This is a genomic window from Pseudalkalibacillus sp. JSM 102089, assembly GCF_041366475.1.
Lineage (GTDB): Bacteria > Bacillota > Bacilli > Bacillales > Guptibacillaceae > Guptibacillus > Guptibacillus hwajinpoensis_B.
Map to the genome: position 1 here is coordinate 132,669 of NZ_JBEWYW010000001.1, position 16,254 is coordinate 148,922.

The 16,254-nt window shown below is 39.4% G+C and carries 12 protein-coding genes; 1 reads left to right on the forward strand and 11 read right to left on the reverse strand.

The window, feature by feature from the left end:
- Positions 1-64: 64 nt before the first annotated feature.
- The 10 genes from ABVF21_RS00630 to ABVF21_RS00675 all read right to left on the reverse strand — a co-directional run bounded on the left by ABVF21_RS00630 (position 65) and on the right by ABVF21_RS00675 (position 13,736).
- The gene (locus ABVF21_RS00630) at positions 65-4,771 is read right to left on the reverse strand and encodes a carbohydrate binding domain-containing protein (RefSeq protein ID WP_371017255.1); all 4,707 of its coding nucleotides are present in this window, start codon (positions 4,769-4,771) and stop codon (positions 65-67) included.
- A 94-nt stretch (positions 4,772-4,865) separates the two neighbouring features.
- Complete coding sequence (locus ABVF21_RS00635; RefSeq protein WP_303533321.1) at positions 4,866-5,108, reverse strand: amidohydrolase family protein; 243 nt, start codon at positions 5,106-5,108, stop codon at positions 4,866-4,868.
- A gap of 75 nt (positions 5,109-5,183) precedes the next feature.
- Complete coding sequence (locus ABVF21_RS00640; protein WP_371017256.1) at positions 5,184-5,786, reverse strand: hypothetical protein; 603 nt, start codon at positions 5,784-5,786, stop codon at positions 5,184-5,186.
- Between the two features lie 248 nt (positions 5,787-6,034).
- Positions 6,035-6,796 carry a 2-dehydro-3-deoxy-D-gluconate 5-dehydrogenase KduD gene (gene kduD, locus ABVF21_RS00645; protein WP_303533314.1) on the reverse strand — a complete coding sequence of 254 codons (762 nt, stop codon included), beginning with the start codon at positions 6,794-6,796 and terminating at the stop codon, positions 6,035-6,037.
- Between the two features lie 10 nt (positions 6,797-6,806).
- Positions 6,807-7,640, reverse strand: coding sequence for a 5-dehydro-4-deoxy-D-glucuronate isomerase (gene kduI, locus ABVF21_RS00650; RefSeq protein WP_303533312.1), 834 nt, complete (start codon positions 7,638-7,640; stop codon positions 6,807-6,809).
- Positions 7,641-7,660: 20 nt separating this feature from the next.
- A complete protein-coding gene (locus ABVF21_RS00655; RefSeq protein WP_226613263.1) occupies positions 7,661-8,290 on the reverse strand; it encodes a YesL family protein in 630 nt (209 codons plus the stop codon).
- 42 nt (positions 8,291-8,332) lie between these two features.
- Complete coding sequence (locus tag ABVF21_RS00660) at positions 8,333-9,502, reverse strand: Gfo/Idh/MocA family protein (protein ID WP_303533309.1); 1,170 nt, start codon at positions 9,500-9,502, stop codon at positions 8,333-8,335.
- Positions 9,503-9,561: 59 nt separating this feature from the next.
- The gene (locus ABVF21_RS00665) at positions 9,562-10,422 is read right to left on the reverse strand and encodes a carbohydrate ABC transporter permease (protein WP_048309424.1); all 861 of its coding nucleotides are present in this window, start codon (positions 10,420-10,422) and stop codon (positions 9,562-9,564) included.
- On the reverse strand, positions 10,416-11,312 hold the full coding sequence (locus ABVF21_RS00670) for an ABC transporter permease (RefSeq protein WP_236690353.1): 897 nt from the start codon (positions 11,310-11,312) through the stop codon (positions 10,416-10,418). The genes ABVF21_RS00665 and ABVF21_RS00670 overlap by 7 nt, the downstream gene beginning before the upstream one ends.
- 189 nt (positions 11,313-11,501) lie before the next feature.
- Complete coding sequence (locus tag ABVF21_RS00675; protein WP_371017257.1) at positions 11,502-13,736, reverse strand: FAD-dependent oxidoreductase; 2,235 nt, start codon at positions 13,734-13,736, stop codon at positions 11,502-11,504.
- Between the two features lie 128 nt (positions 13,737-13,864).
- Here ABVF21_RS00675 and ABVF21_RS00680 point away from each other — a divergent pair, with 128 nt between their 5' ends.
- On the forward strand, positions 13,865-14,710 hold the full coding sequence (locus ABVF21_RS00680; RefSeq protein WP_303533303.1) for a helix-turn-helix domain-containing protein: 846 nt from the start codon (positions 13,865-13,867) through the stop codon (positions 14,708-14,710).
- 27 nt (positions 14,711-14,737) lie between these two features.
- Here the strand turns inward: ABVF21_RS00680 and ABVF21_RS00685 are convergent, their stop codons facing one another.
- Complete coding sequence (locus ABVF21_RS00685) at positions 14,738-16,237, reverse strand: DUF4091 domain-containing protein (protein WP_371017258.1); 1,500 nt, start codon at positions 16,235-16,237, stop codon at positions 14,738-14,740.
- Positions 16,238-16,254 lie beyond the last annotated feature (17 nt).

The following is a 16,254-nucleotide window of genomic DNA, read 5'->3' on the forward strand; positions in this document are numbered from 1 at the left end:
ACAACAAGCGTGGATTCGAATAACTCATTCGAATCCACGCTTGCTTTGTGATAATGATGAAATTCTAGCTGTTTTTCTTTACTAATTTAATATAGTCAATATTTAAAGGGGAAAGTAAGTTGTTCATATAAATGACATGTTCACCTGCCTCAAGTTCAAACAGAAGCGGATGGTTATCTAAAGCATCCAGTCGTACATCTTCCCAATTCTCCCATCCATATGTGGACGGAAAATGAAAGCTATTCATTGGACCGTCGTCTACTTTGAATTCTCGATAAGCATTCGGCATATCAGTGGAATAGCGTACAACCGCCTTGTAAGTTCCGCCCTCAGGAACCGTTATTTTCCATTTCAACCAGTGGTTCTCATGATCCCAGTTTTTCAGAGCTACTCCTTCTGATGCTCCGGCTTTTGGAGTGATGACGACTTCTCCACCCCCCTGATCAACAAAATCTTCGCCCTCTACAATAACTCCTTCTTCTGCAGAGGTTATGGAAACTTCTCCAGTGACTTCTGGTTCTGTTTGCTGCTCTTTAAAGATAGGTTCTACATGTGAATAAAGCTGTGCTACTTCTTTCGGATTCCCGCCATCTGTCAAAATAAATTGATCATTATTCTTAACGGGTATAGTAAGTTGGTTTTTCTGATTCATTTTCAACTTTTTCATTTTCTCTTTTTCTTCATCATACATCCATACTTTTGTCTGTGGCTTTATCAAATCACCTGAAAGAGTGATCACATTCTCAGAACCTTGATAGTCGATTCGAAAGTTTTCTTCTATCTTACTAAGTTCGATACTTCCCTCTTGATCTAGTGTTAGATTGGTTTCATCCAAACTAAGATAAGTTCCTTCCTGAAGTGAAAGTCCTATTAGTTTATGATCATTTAATGAATGTCTTGTCATAGCGAAAGCACCGTCGGATTCCATTTCGTTCATTTTCTTTTGTTCTAATTTGTTTCCAATGATAATGGCATCTTCAAAATCCAAACTAGAAACAGTAACACCTTTAGCAAATTGATCGCTCACTACAGGGACTTCCATGACATTTACTTTTTCATTTTCTTCTTCATAAGGTTGAATGACAGAAACAAAATCAGTTTTTCTTGCCGATCTACGTGGCATCAACATTTCAGTGAAGACATTTCCGGTATAGATAGATGTTTGTTCTTCACCTAGCATCGTAAGGGTAAAAAACTGATCGTCTTTTTGATAGGTTGCTTCCCATAGCTCGTCTGATATCCCCTTCTTCAAACTATTCAAATGTTGATAGCCGCCTTTATCTCGAAGTTGATCGACATTACTTCGATCGTCAACAGTGATATCCTTTAAGTCTCCATCTATATGGAAAGGGAGATCGTACGTATGATTGTCTTCACTTTCAGCATGAAACCAATCTAGCACATACTCATCTAACATCGTAGTGGTGCGTTCCATGGCAACCCCTTCATAAACTGCCTCAGTTATTGCACGGGTTTGCTTCACAACTGGACCAATGAAGTCATGTTCTAAGTAACCAGAAGAAGGGTTTCCTGGTTCATCAGCTTGCCATAAATATGTTGAGTCCCCCTGCGGATACTGGCTCGTTTGATCAACAACGAGTGTATTATGGGCTAGCGTTTGTTTCGCCCAGCTCACATGCATAGGATTGTCATACCCAAGGGAACCAGCATCTTTCAGCCACATTTTCGAATCAGCATACATCATAATGCCTAATTTATCTGCATGAAGATGTCCATTTGGAGTTCCGGGAGGACTATAAAAAAGACTAACATTCATCGCTTCCTCAGCCGGTTTATGATTGCGGATAATCGTTAAACCGGAATCTCGATAAAAGGTGCTCCCGTTCTTATTTTCCCCTTCTGGAGCAAAGTCATTTGTACCAATAGAAAAATCAGCAGAAGAAAGATCTTTATCTGCAAATAATATCGCCCAAGGTTCTGTGAGTGAACCTTCACGATTTTCTCCAACGGATTGTTTAATCAGCCAGGCGTATTTTGGGTCTTGATAGTAATGGAAGCCGATTTCGTAAATCATTTTAGATTGTAAGGTTTTATATGCAGCGTTCCCGATTGCAGGGCGAGCCATATTTCCAAACGTATAATTCATTAATGAATCGAGCATTTCTTTAATAGCATATTGTTCACCATTTTTCACATGAAATAAGTCTTGATTCGATTGATAGAGTGGAACAGAAAGATACATAAGGGGTTTAATGGCATATTCATGATACGTACTTGGACCTTCCCACCATAGCCCATCTTGGCGGATTCCTTCCGAAAGCTGCTTTATTGCCCCATGCTTTTGATCATTGATAACTTGATCAAGACGTGACATATCTTTCAAAACGAGTGCGGCATTTCCTATCGCAGCATTATGCCAGACCTGCCAATTGGAGAGACCTCGTTGGTAGCGATCAATTACTTCTATTGCGTTTTTCAATACATTCTCTTCTACTTTATATCTCTCATTATCATTTAGAAAAGGATGCATCATATCGTATACCCAAGCTATATTGATCAACCATTCCGATTCTTCAAGAGTTTGTGCTGTAAGTCTCCCATCATAACTTCCTGTCAGGGGATAATCGGGGTAATGATCTGCGTATTCTTTCATTATCGTAATGGCAGCTTCTTTGTATTTATCATCCTCTGTTATCCAATAAACGAGTCCGGCATCTCTTGCGATTTCTCCTAAATGCAAGTGAAGGTTATTCTTAGTAGCCGGAAGTGAAAATTCCCCTGTGGTTCGTTGGACTGCTTCATCTGCGTTTTTCTGTAAGTCTTTAAATGCATCTTCTGCATATGCTTCTGTTTCTATTTTAGCTTTTAGTTCGTCTATGTCATTTTCACTAAAATACAAATAAGGATGATCAAGACTTATTGGTTCATCTTGGACTTTAGGGAGAATATCTTTTTGTTTAGCAGTTATGAAATCGCTCTCATTTCCTTCCGCATCAACGACAGTCATAGCGAAATACTCATCAGTAATGTCTTCATCCATCCAAAGTGAAGGATGCTGAGCTTGATCTTCGGTTACAAGAGTGGCCTCGTTTAAATTTTCAATTTTATTTGGAGAAGAATAAATTCTGATGAACTCAAGGCGCGATTCCGGAGATAATCCCCATGTTCCTACAGCGCCATTTTCTATATGAGTAAGGACGCTAAATTCCTCTGGCTTAAATGGTGGTTCGACGTTTGTGATTTCAACTGATGCAGTATTGGATTGACTACTTTCTTTTGTAGCTTTCATTATTGCTTCTATCTTATAAAAATAGGTAGCACCTAAGGAAGTTCTCGAGTCGATCCATTCGTTTGTTTCACTCTTATTTAATAGATGTTCCTCATTAAGTGGAAACTCAACTTCTGTGCTTCGATAAATGTTATATGTTAAAAGGTCATTATATCCGGGAGGGACATCCCATTTTAACTTGACAGCTCCTGTTGTGATTGTCGTTGCTTGAAACGCACTGATTTCAGGTGGCTCATCATAGTTCACTTTTACTAATTGCATATCATCAATCCACGCTTTCCCATTTCGACTATCCATCATTGGTTCGATGGATAATGTAACCGTGTTTTTCGGGACGTTCAGGAGTTTAGTTATTTTTGTCCATTCATTTGATCCTTCCATTGCTCCAACTAAAATCATACCTGACGTATTTTGCCATGTTTCATTTTTGAATTGAATGCGTACGGCCATAGACCCTGTACCTTCATTAATATCTTCCGTCTTCATCCAATAAGATAGTGCATAGGTTGTTTCCGCTTGTATGGGAACTCTTTGAACGAGTGACGTTCTATCATCAGGATTTGTATTGTGTAGATAAGCAGATTGTGTTCCTTCCTTCACCTGATTTGTAACAAGCTTAATTTCTCCATTTCCCTTCGGCTTCCAGGTACTCCACTTCGGAGGGACGGAGCCAGGGTCACCATCCTCAAATGCTCCATTAAGAACATAATTAGCCTGACCGATCTCTACTGTAAGTGCGGCGGTTAACGAGCCAGATGCTGTTGTGGCTGTAATCGTTGCGAAACCATTGTTTAATCCTTTAACTAGTCCTGTTTGATTAACTTCTGCAACAGTGTTGTCAGAACTAGTCCATGTGACTTCCTTATTTGTAGCGTTCTCAGGTAATACAGTTGCTTCAGCTTGGAATGTTTCATCAATTTCCATTGCTTTATAAGAAGTATTCAATTCTAGCTTTGTCGGAATTATATTAGTAGTTGGTACAACTTGAACGTCATCGATCAATATTTGCCCTGTCCCGTTTTCAAGAAAATTCTCGATGCGTATTTTTGTGATGGTTGAAGGGATATCAAGCGTCAGGGAGGCTTGCTCCCAATCTGTTGTTCCCTTCCCTTCAAACAGCGTGAATTCTTTACTTCTTTGCCCATCCGCTTTATAGAAGGATACTCTTATATAGGCTCCCTTTGAAGAGGATTGAACATTGTTAAGTTTAATCCACTCAGAAATTTGATAACTTCCCCCTGGCTCCACAAGAATATCTTGATACACCGAGGCGCGAGCATTTTCATCAGGGCTTTGAATAGATAGTGCGTGACTTCCATCAATCGACGAGTCAGTAATAGCTTCAATCGTTGGGTTTCCAGAGGCTTTCCATACTCCCCATTTGTTCAATGAACCATTCGAATCTTCAAAGCTACCATTACGAATCATGTTGTTTTCTTCTGCATGAAGCGATGTTGAAACAAGTAAGGAGATAACTAAGGTCAAGACGGCTAGTAAAGAGTATCCAAACGGTTTCTGCATAATATCCTCCCAATTAGTGGATTGGTTGACGGATCAACTTATGCTATTTGCTCTCTTGAAGTGATCGATTTGCTAGTTGTCCTCTACATATCGTTTATTGCACATTCATATGTTCATCAACTACGAGTAAGTCTGCATCTTTATTCATTTCTATACTTTCTTTTCTCTCCCAGATACCTAATTCTTTCACTGCGTTTTCAGATGTCATCTTCATAAGGTCATACATGGAACAATGAGTAAATTCCAGCATGTTTCGGGCAGCTTCGTTCATTTTTAGTATGCTTCCAGCTAAACTACCGAAGCTCTTTAGTATGGCTTTATGATCTTTTACTTCCACTTCCTGACCACCTAAATCATAAATGCCCTCGTTTAAGCATTTAGCCCTCATCGCGTCTGTTATTATAAGAAGTCCTTATGCTCCCTTAAGCCGATAAGTTAAATCAACCATTTCTTTAGAAACATGAATCCCATCTACGATGATTTCAGCTAAGATGTTTTGATTCAATAGAATGTCACCAGCCGAACCTGGAGCCCGGTGATGAAGACCGTTCATTCCATTAAAAAGGTGTGTTGCTTGACGAATACCTGAGTTAACAGCGTGAGATAGTTGTACAAAATTAGCTTCGGAATGACCAACTGAAGCGATCATCCCGTTTTCATATAAATACCTCGTTAATTCTGTTTGATCATCAAGTTCAGGAGCAAGTGTGACAAGCTTTATTAAATCATTTGCGAGAGATTGATAGTGTTTGAATGTTGAAACATCTGGTCTAATAATGGAGGAAGTAGGTTGAGCACCTGCACGGTTTTGTTTAATAAATGGGCCTTCTAGGTGAATCCCAATCATTTCAGCCTGGCCAGGATGGTTATTTTTTTGATGATAAATAGCAGCATTTCTTAATGCATGTTCAATATTTGAAGAGGGGTTCGTCATTGTTGTAGCTAGAAAGCTAGTCGTACCCTCTAAGGGAAGAGTTTTGGCAATCGTTGTTAAGGCTTCAGGGGTACTATCCATGACGTCTGAACCTGCTGCACCATGAATGTGGACATCGATTATACCTGGTAGAAATAGCGTATTGGGAAGGGAGATTTATCACTTGATCAACCGGTAAATCTCTTGAAATATCTGAACCGATACCGGTGATTTTATCATTTTCAATGAGAATAGTATTTTCTTGACGATTTGGATTAGGAGTGTAAACTTTTCCTCCTCTGAGTAAGATGCGCTGTAACTTTTCACCCCCTTCCGTTTCGAGCAACTTACTACCGAGCCATCCAACCGCCATCAACAATTAACGTATGTCCGTTCATGTAATTAGAAGCCTCAGAAGCTAGGAAAATGGCTGCGCCTGTTAAGTCCTCCGCTTCTCCCCATCTTCCAGCAGGGATGCGCTCTAAGATAGATTGGTTGCGTTTCTCATCTTCTCGAATGGCTTTTGTATTATTTGTGGCAATGTAGCCTGGCGCAAGGCCATTCACCTGAATTCCATCCTTTGCCCATTCATTCGAAAACGCTTTTACTAAACCGTTAACAGCGTGTTTGCTTGCTGTGTATGCTGGTACATACACACCTCCTTGATATGATAGTAAAGACGCAATATTAATGATTTTCCCTTCCTTTCGTTCAAGCATCGGACGAGCAAGATGTTGAGTAAGAAGGAATAAGGCATTGACGTTCGTGTTCATCACAGCATTCCAGTTGTCTATTGAATAATTAGAAGCCTCTTCTCGTCTAATGATCCCAGCGTTATTAACCAAGATATCGATTTGGAATTGATTTAATAGATCTTCACAATGTGCTGGAAGTGATTCAACATCCTCTAAATCAATAATTACTTGATGAGCATTCCCACCTCCTTCCTCAATCAGTTGCGTTGTTTCATCTAAGTTATTTCGATGACCAAGTAGTATGAGCTTTGCCCCTGCTTTCGAATAAGCCACGGCGATTGCTTGACCAATTCCTCCAGCTGCTCCTGTGACGAGTGCCGTTTTCCCTTCTAATGAAAACCGATCTAAGTATCCCATCATTAGCCTCCTATTTTAAGTCTTTCATATCAATAAAGTCCATATCCGTAAACGTGTAGTTCTCTCCAGCCATAGCCCAAATAAACGTATAGTTTGAAGTTCCAGCACCGCTATGGATGGACCATGATGGGGAAATGACTGCTTGTTCATTAGAAACGAGCAAATGTCTTGTTTCGTCTGGCTCTCCCATGAAATGAAAAACACGTCCTTCTTCAGGCATATCAAAATACAAATAGATTTCACTTCGGCGATCATGAATGTGAGCTGGCATCGTGTTCCACATATTATGAGGCTCTAGCATTGTCATCCCTAGCATGAGTTGGCAGCTTTGAATTCCTTCTGCGTGAACGTATTTGTAAATCGTTCGTTCATTTGACTCTTTAATAGAACCGAGGTGGTTAGGCTCCGCGTCTTCGATCGCTAATTTCTGAGTAGGATATTCTTTGTGAGCTAGTGTAGAGACAAAATAAAATTTTGCTGCATTCTCGGCGTTACCAGGGTAAAACGTAACGTTTTCCTTGCCTTTTCCTATGTAAAGACAATCACGCTTATCGAGTTCAAACGTTTCTTGATCAACCTGAACAGTTCCATGCCCACCGATGTTTATGATTCCAACTTCTCGGCGTTCTAGAAAATAAGATGTTTTTAATGTCTCTGTTGCGGATAGTGAAAGTCCTTCCTGACTTGTTGGGATAGCGCCACCGATGACCATGCGATCATCATGAGCATAAAGCATATTAATTTCCCCTTCAGTAAAAACCCTCTCCATCATGTACCGTTCTCTTAATTGATCTGTTGTATAGTGTTTGGCTTCTGTCGGGTTTGTTGCATGTCTGATTTCCATATTTTCATCTCCCAGTAATGTTATTTTTGAACTTCTTTTTGATCCATTCTACGAAAAACAAGATTGGCTACCCACATGAGTAGAAAGGCAAGCCAGCTAAAGCTGAAAATCGGTAATAACCCTGGAACTAATAAAAGAACATAATAGAAGGCAATCATGATTGCCCCCATCATCAAAGCATGTAACGGATAAGATAATGCAATGATGGCCGCGTATTTGATAACTTTAAGGGCTGATAATTTATATTGAACAAAAACAGGAGCAACAAAAAGCGCAGTTAAGCTATACAGAAATATTATTGTTAAGGTAAAGAGGTAGCATATGAGGAAAAATACTCCTTCATAGCCTCTGAATAGGGTTAAATTAAAGAGCAATAACCCTCCCACGATCGTCGTCAACCAGCCAACAAGATTGGCCTTTATAAATTCTTGTTTATAGGTAGTCCAAAACTCAGGGAAAACAGGAACATCTGTCTCTCCGAGTTGCCAGCGGCGTACGACTGCAAACATGCCCATTGTTGCAGGGAAAATTCCTGCGACCAAAAGCCCAACAATCGAGAATACGAGCCATAGACATTGAACGTATACAAGACGAGCGACCCATTCTGTAATGCGATAAAATTTGCCCCATAAGCCATTTAATTCAACCATTCAGATACACCTCTTTATCCTTCTTTTTCTCGTGATGTTTAGTTAAGTAATACCTGTACTTTGTGCCTTTTCAGAACCAACTCGCTGAGTGACCTGTACCACTTTTCCACCAGCCCGAATGGATTCTGACGCCGCACAACCAACTGCGACACTCATTCTTCCAGCATAAGGAGTTGTGAGCGGTTGTTTATTATGAAGAACAAGATTTACAAAATCCTGGCATATGACTGGATCGGCTCCACCATGACTTCCCTCTGCCGTCTTTATGTCGTACGTTTGATCAGCATATTCGTGCCAGGTGTTAGATTTTCTCGTCTTTACATATACTTTTCCATCCGGTTCGGAGTTTTCAATTCTTCCTTTTGTGCCAATAAACGTATAGTTGCGTTGATAATCTGGGGTGAAATGACACTGTAAATAAGAAGCTTTAATGCCACCTTCTAATTCCATAATGACCATGTTATTGTCTTCTACATCCACTTCATTGCGAAAAGCGCATTGATTCAATGGAGTAGTGCTAAATTCTGTGCAGTCATGTTTTTGATCACAAGTGGGGCATGTAAGATTGTTATCTTTTTCTCCTCCGAAGAAATCAAGGCTACCAAATGCTGAGACTTTTTTGGTGTAACTTCCTGTTATCCAGTGAATAATATCTAAATCATGAGAACCCTTTTGGAGTAAAAGAGAATTCGTATTTGAAGAGTTAGCGTGCCAGTCATGGTAGTAATACTCTCCACCTAACCCTACAAAATGACGAACCCAAACGGCTTTAATGTCACCTATTACACCAGAGTCCACAATTCCCTTCATCGTTCGAAACATATTCATGTACCTCATATTAAACCCGATCATAAGATGCTTTTCTGACTTCTCCCACTCATCGAGAATACGATCACACCCATCCACTGAAATAGCTAATGGTTTCTCGCAATACACGTGTTTTCCTGCTCTAAATGCTGCAATGGCATGTTCCTCATGTAAGTGATCAGGTGTTGTAATAACAACGGCATCCACGTCTTGTCGTTCCAACAGTTCCTTATAATTTGTCGTAATAAATGTTTCTTTGTTTATGTCTTCTTGAAAGGCTTTTAATCTAGAGATGGATAGATCTGCTGCTGCTACAACAACAGATTCTCCATCCGGCTGATGCCAATATTTTGCAATAGAACTTCTTAATCCAATACCGATTAATCCAATTCTTACTTGTTTCATTGTTTCTCCCCTACGAGTATGGCATTCATGCTATGTTCTGCTTCCGACATGATCGTTTTCTATCCTTTGATCGAACCTAGTAGCATCCCTTTTGTTAAATGTTTCTGAACAAATGGATAAATCACAATGATTGGTAAGCTTGCAATAATAACGGCTGCCATTTGAATGGTAGCTGTCGGTATAACTGCATCCACGTTCTCGATTTGGTCTTGATTTTGTACAAGAATATCTCGAACCACAACCTGGAGAGGATTTAGGGCAGGGTCTGTAATGTACATAACGGCCTGGAAAAATTCGTTCCAGTGACCAACGACATAGAATAAGCCAATTGTAATCATAACGGGTTTCGAAAGAGCGAGTACAATTTGCCCGAGAATTCTAAATTCGCCTGCACCATCAATTCGAGCTGCTTCGAAAATATCTTCTGGTAAGTTTTCAAAGAAGCTTTTCATGATCAGAACATTAAAGCTCCAAATTGCATTCGGAATAATCATTGCCCACACGGAATTAAGTAAACCAGTTGCTTTTACAATTAAGTATGTTGGTACGATTCCGCCGTTAAATAAGAGTGTAAAGACGACGAGGAAAATGAAGATGTTGCGACCAGGTAAGTTTTTGCGACTTAATGGATACGCCATTAATGTAGTAAGAATCAAGTTAATGATCGTTCCAACAACTGTAATAAATATGGTGACCATAAACGATTTTGGAATTTTGGGTTGTGATAAAAGGTGAGTATATGCATCAAAGTTAATCGCTTCAGGAATCAGTACAAATCCACCATTTTTCAATACTTCTTCGATCGGGGTTAGAGATACTGCAACGACGAAAAGCAAAGGGAAAACGGATAATACACCAACTAGAATGAGAGAGATCGTTACAAGTAGATCAAAGGCGCGGTCTCCTTTATTTTTCACCATATGTTTTCCCCCCATTTCTTCGCAATTTGGTTCGCTCCGATGACAAGAATAAGGCCGATTGCTGACTTAAATAATCCTACTGATGCAGCAAGGCTGAAGTTCATCTGTTCAAGTCCTGTTCGGAAAACCCACGTATCAATAATATCCGCCACTTCATACACTTGGACGTTATACATGATGTAAACCTGTTCAAAACCAGCATCAAGCATGTGTCCTAGTTTTAAAATAAACAAAAGGATGATAACGTTACGTATTCCTGGTAGTGTAATGTGCCAAATCATATGAAAACGATTCGCCCCATCTACTTTTGCAGCTTCATAGAGAGAAGGATTAATTCCGGCTATCGCTGCTAAATAAATAATGGCTCCCCATCCAAGACTCTGCCATGCTTCAGATCCTACTAATATCGAACGGAACCAGTCTGTTGATGTTAAGAAAGGAATGCTGGATGCTCCTCCTTCTGTTAACCAACGATTAAATAGCCCTGTGCTTTCTGACAAAAAAGCGATACAAATTCCATAAATGATAACCCAAGAAAGAAAGTGTGGCATGTAGCTTAGCGTTTGTATCCATCTTTTAAACCACATTGTTTTACATTCATTTAGAAAAATAGCGAGTACAATACTCGGAACCATTCCAAAAAGAATTTTGTATAAACTAATGATCAATGTGTTGGATAATAGCTGGTAGAAATAAGGGGAATCAAAGAAAATTTGAAAATACTTATACCAGGGGTCGGCCCAGTTACTTCCCGTGATGCCTTCCATCACGTTGTAATCTTTAAACGCAATAATAACACCATACATTGGTAGATACTTATAGATGAAAAACCAAATTAATCCTGGTGCAAGCATAATGTAGAAGCTTTTGTACTTCCATAAGTTTGTCATCAGCGTTTTCTTCTTTGTTTCCGATTTCGTATAAAGTGACCTCTCTGACTCTACAGCTGTTTTTGCATTCATGAATTCCCTCCTAGACTGTTCTTTGGTGACAGACTTCTTACCTGAAAATTCGATTTTTTTTGAGATATTATTACAATAGCATATCTGTACACCTGTGAGAGTTTATTAATTTAGATACTAGTAGACTCTCACTTCGATCAGTTCAGCGTGCTTTGATCCATTGGTTTCCTCGATAACCACACGTATTTTATCAGTGGTAAAAGTTTCAAAATGATGGACGCGCTTTCTTTTTCGGTTAGATTTGATTGAATCTAACGTTTGCCACTGACCTTCTAAACTCATTTCAATCCGATAGTTGGCAACTAGCTCTGGCATAATATCGAATTCTGTTTTCAAAAAGTGAAGGTTAATTAAGTATTCGTTCACATCATCATTAAAGGTTAAGTGGATTTCATCCATTTGAATCGGCTTGTCCCAGGTTAACTCGATCCACTCTTCCTGACCATTTGGTTCAGACATCCACATATGTGGAGATCCAAATGGACGGTGATAACCATTAATGACCTTATCAGGTAAGTAAGTTCCGATTGGATCATTTACTTTAAAACAAAACGGCTGTCGTGTAAGATTTTTCATTGACCACTGAACGACTAACTGCTCGGGTTGTTGGGACAAGTTAGGGTCAACGATAGGAATATCTCCTTTTTCAAAAGTTAGCACCCCGGATAGTGGCTGTTTTGACTTCCATAAAGCTAGCTGTTCATTTTCCTTAATCACGATAAAAGCATTTTGTTCTCCGTTTGGTGTCCAAGGAATGGTAACTTTGATCCACTGCTTCTCACCTTTTGGAATGGTTACTTTTCTCTCATTTTGCAATGTACGAGGAATGTAATTTTCACCTCTACCTGTATCCCAAACTTCTATAATCGCTTCTGTTTCTATAGTAGCATCGACTAAAAGTTCAATTGAAGTGAGCTTCTGATCAACTGGAAACAAGATACCCACATCATTTTTTAAAGAGTACAGTTCAGCTGGTGTGTTAATGGCGATCTTTTGATATGAGCTTGATGCGCTTATCTTTGCAAGTTTAGCTTGATCGCTTACATCTTCGTTTCTAGCTCCAATAATTGAAGCATCTTGTTTGAGTAACGTTTGCTGTACACTTTTGAAATCATTTTCATACAGTTCACGTGGCGTCAGTTGTTTCTCCACACATAGAGCGGCGCCTACTCCGGCAGCTTCACCCATAACCGCACAAGTTGCCATCACTCGTGTAGTTCCGAAGGCTACATGAGTTGCACTTATGTTACGACCCGCCATAAACATGTTCGAAACGTTGCGCGAGTATAAAGAGCGGAATGGAATGTGATATAGACCATCAGGGAAAAGGTGCTTGGATGCATTTTCTCCAGTATACATGCCCTTCGGGGGATGTAGATCGATTGACCATCCACCAAAAGCAATCCGGTCATCAAATGGTCTCTGACTAATAATATCATGTTGATTTAGCATATAATCGCCTACAAATCGGCGGTACTCTCTTTTACCTGGTACAGAGCCTACCCACTCAAGAACTAGGTTGTCAGCATCGAATTTTCCTGAATTTTTAATGTAGTCCCAGATTCCGTAAATGGCTGCCCACAATTCATCTCGTATTGCTTCGTTTTGATGAACGGTATCCATTTCGCCGCCCCATTCAATCCACCAATAATAGCAGCCAGAGTCCCCAGTTCGAATGATTCTTTTTTCTGGAATGAGAGTTTGGGTAATGTCTCTTGCAAATGCTGGTGCGACATATTTGACTGGTGTTCCGATATCCTTTGTATAAAATAGGATGGTACTTCCAAGTGTGATGTTGTCAGCTTCTTCTGGTGCCCACTCTTCGTCGTACTCATGTCTTGCTTCCCTACCTAACTTAAATTCGGCACCCGCGAGGAAACCGACTAATCCATCTCCTGTACAGTCTAGAAATACTTCGCTCTTGTAGGTAATCTTCCGCTCTGAACCCATCATCCATCCTGTGACCGATTGGATGACACGATTGTCATTTTCTCCAGTGGCTTCTACTTCATGAACATCTGTATTAAGGTGAAGTGTAATATTTGGTTCGTTGTACACGGTTTCATAAACGATCAGGTCCCAGTAATATGGGTTTCCTTCAGGGTTCCGATATTGATTTTCAACCAGCATTTCACCCATGATGCCTGTTTCTCTGGCATATCTCTGTGTTCCTACTGCGTTAGCACCGCTTACCCACACTCTTACTTCACTACTTGAATTTCCGCCAAGTACTGGCCTGTTTTGGATAAGGGAAACGGTTTTACCTAATCGAGCCGCTGATACTGCTGCGCAAACACCAGCAAGACCTCCCCCAATTACCGTTATATCAGATTCGACTGTTTCATACTTCATGCGATGAACATCCTCCTTGATGTTACCTTCAATAATTTTTTAAGTTTTCTAAATATAATTGTATCGCTTGCCAACTTCTATTAAAATGTAATATAGAGTCATTTGTTTATACTTTATTTCATAAGGAGGTGCAATTAATCCTGGACGCTCGTACGTTACAAAACTATGTACCGTCGGTCATTTATTTAGCTCATTGGAAAGAAAAACATCGATTTGTATTTGAAGAAGATGTCCACCCTAAGTGGGTCTTATTTGCGGTCGAAAAAGGTGAATTCGAATTTTCAATTGGTGATAAGAACGGTGTAGCACAGGTCGGTGATCTCGTGTTTTGTCCACCTAACACACCTTTTAAGAGGAAGTTAATTGAGCCTTTGTCATTTTTTGCATTTATTTTCGAATGGGAATTAAAAAAAGAGTATTTATCAGATCCATCATTACTAAAGCCATTGGAAGAAGATGAATCAATTATTAGTGGCAAATGGACGCTAAGAGATTTCAAAAGACTTTCTTCTAATTTCGAATATTTAGCTTTATATTCGAACCATACTCATTCTCAGAATATGTCCCGTATTAATTACATACTGAGAGATATGTGGAATGTGTTTTGTTGGGAGCTTGAAGAAAAGCATGTGAAACAAATCGGCCAAAAAGATAAGCTGATGATTGACGCGAAAAATGCTATTCAAGAGAAAGGCTTAATGTCTTTATTTAGTATGAATGACCTTTCCGTCCAATTAGGACTTAGTCCTGTTCAACTTACTAGAAGGTTTAAAGCAGCTTTTCGTATGACCCCAAAGGAATATTTAATTTCCTTAAGAGTAGAAGAAGCGAAAAAATTACTTGCCAACACGGATTGGACGATGGATGAAATCGCACGACATTCAGGCTATGAAAATCGGTATTACTTTAGTCGTGCGTTTCGAACAAAAGAAGGAAAAAGCCCATCAGAATTTAAAAAAATTCACCAAATGTAAATACAAATAAACCGCCTTTCAGGCGGTTTATTTGTTGGTATGAACATTTGTTTCAAGCTTAATTCGTTCATTTATTTCGTCTCTTTTAGCGAGAAGCCATGCAGCTTCTTTTGGATAACGGTTAAATGTTAGTGGTTTTTTCAAATCGTTCTCTAATAGATCTAGTGTTTGTTCACGTCCAATGTAGCTTTCAAGAAGTTGTAGTGCAGAATGATCTTGAAAGGCTTCTCTTAACACTTCTAAACGAAGTGACCCAATTGGTCCGTTCTCACCGGGATAAACTAGAAAAGCATCCCCTGATGGAAAAGAGTAATTCGCATCTGTGTTCCGAAACGGATCAATTATTTTTTTGGAAAAAGAAGAGTACCAGAAGTTAAATCCCCAATGAAGGAAGCCCTGTAGATTAAACTTATATAATTGCATTCCTAGTATTCTATTTCTAGAGGATGGCATGTTAAAAAAACGATTGGAAACTTCTTTGTATTGAGAAGTACAGTAATAAGTCCATAAACCAGGAACGTTGTTTTCAAGAAATGGAGAAATATGATCGTTGGCTGAGACTGGATTTTTAATAAGGCCTTTTTCGTAAAATGCATAATCTGAAAGTGCGTCTATTACTGGTAGGTCACCAAGGTAATCATTCATCACACGGCTTGCATTCGTATAAGACTCCAAATGTTCCATTCGAGGTTCATCAGAAATATGAAAATAACAATAATCGGTTAGATCGGATTCTTCAAGTAATTGAATAAGCGCAGGTAAGAATTGTGCTAGAAATAAACGGTAGTCTTGACTTGTAGCGTCTGTTTCCCAACCAAATAGTTTTTGTTTTTTTCCATTTACATTACCTATAATTTTAGGTGGATGCTTTGCACCCCACTGACTAAAAAGATGAGAGAATTCAAAATATCGAATGCCGTTATTTTGACACATTTTAAACCAACGGAGCAGCTTTTCGAAATGAAATGTATATTTCTCTCCTTCTTTTGTTACATCAATAAGCTGTACGGTGGGTCTCTCTCCACCAATTTCAGTATCCAGCGGAGGGGTGAATAAAGGAGTTAAAATCATATTGATGTGATGATCAGCAGCTGACTTTACATATTTCTCTACCGTGTCCCAGTATTTTTCACTGAAAATCTCTAATTGATAAATTGAAGCGATACAATCCGTGTGTAGCCACTCGGTGTGAATCACTCCTTGTTCTGGAAGATTTGCATCAATGACGTTCAATTGAAAAGTTTCTTTAACGTGATCATCGTTAGTGCAAATGAGGGTGATGTCAATTTGGTGGTCGCCTGGTCTAGCGTCTTGTTCTATGTCCACTGTTATCCAAATCGATCGCCACTGATTTGGAAAAGCTGTAAGCCCTTCTTCTTCTACAATTGGAAATAAGGGATCAGGGTATAATCCTGGTGTATGACGCAGGGTATGATCATCGTAATCAAAGTGACATGGGTACTCAGAAGGCACCAGTCCAACTACTCGTGCTGTTACATTTAACTGAGAGTGAATTTCGACCTTCATTTGTTTTACTAATTTAT

Excerpts from the sequence above, each read along its gene's own strand:
- ABVF21_RS00630 (WP_371017255.1), bottom strand. The coding sequence starts at position 4,771 with ATGCAGAAACCGTTTGGATACTCTTTACTAGCCGTCTTGACCTTAGTT.
- ABVF21_RS00640 (WP_371017256.1), bottom strand. The coding sequence starts at position 5,786 with ATGGATAGTACCCCTGAAGCCTTAACAACGATTGCCAAAACTCTTCCC.
- kduD (WP_303533314.1), bottom strand. The coding sequence starts at position 6,796 with ATGGGATACTTAGATCGGTTTTCATTAGAAGGGAAAACGGCACTCGTC.
- kduI (WP_303533312.1), bottom strand. The coding sequence starts at position 7,640 with ATGGAAATCAGACATGCAACAAACCCGACAGAAGCCAAACACTATACA.
- ABVF21_RS00655 (WP_226613263.1), bottom strand. The coding sequence starts at position 8,290 with ATGGTTGAATTAAATGGCTTATGGGGCAAATTTTATCGCATTACAGAA.
- ABVF21_RS00660 (WP_303533309.1), bottom strand. The coding sequence starts at position 9,502 with ATGAAACAAGTAAGAATTGGATTAATCGGTATTGGATTAAGAAGTTCT.
- ABVF21_RS00665 (WP_048309424.1), bottom strand. The coding sequence starts at position 10,422 with ATGGTGAAAAATAAAGGAGACCGCGCCTTTGATCTACTTGTAACGATC.
- ABVF21_RS00670 (WP_236690353.1), bottom strand. The coding sequence starts at position 11,312 with ATGACAAACTTATGGAAGTACAAAAGCTTCTACATTATGCTTGCACCA.
- ABVF21_RS00675 (WP_371017257.1), bottom strand. The coding sequence starts at position 13,736 with ATGAAGTATGAAACAGTCGAATCTGATATAACGGTAATTGGGGGAGGT.
- ABVF21_RS00685 (WP_371017258.1), bottom strand. The coding sequence starts at position 16,237 with ATGAAGGTCGAAATTCACTCTCAGTTAAATGTAACAGCACGAGTAGTT.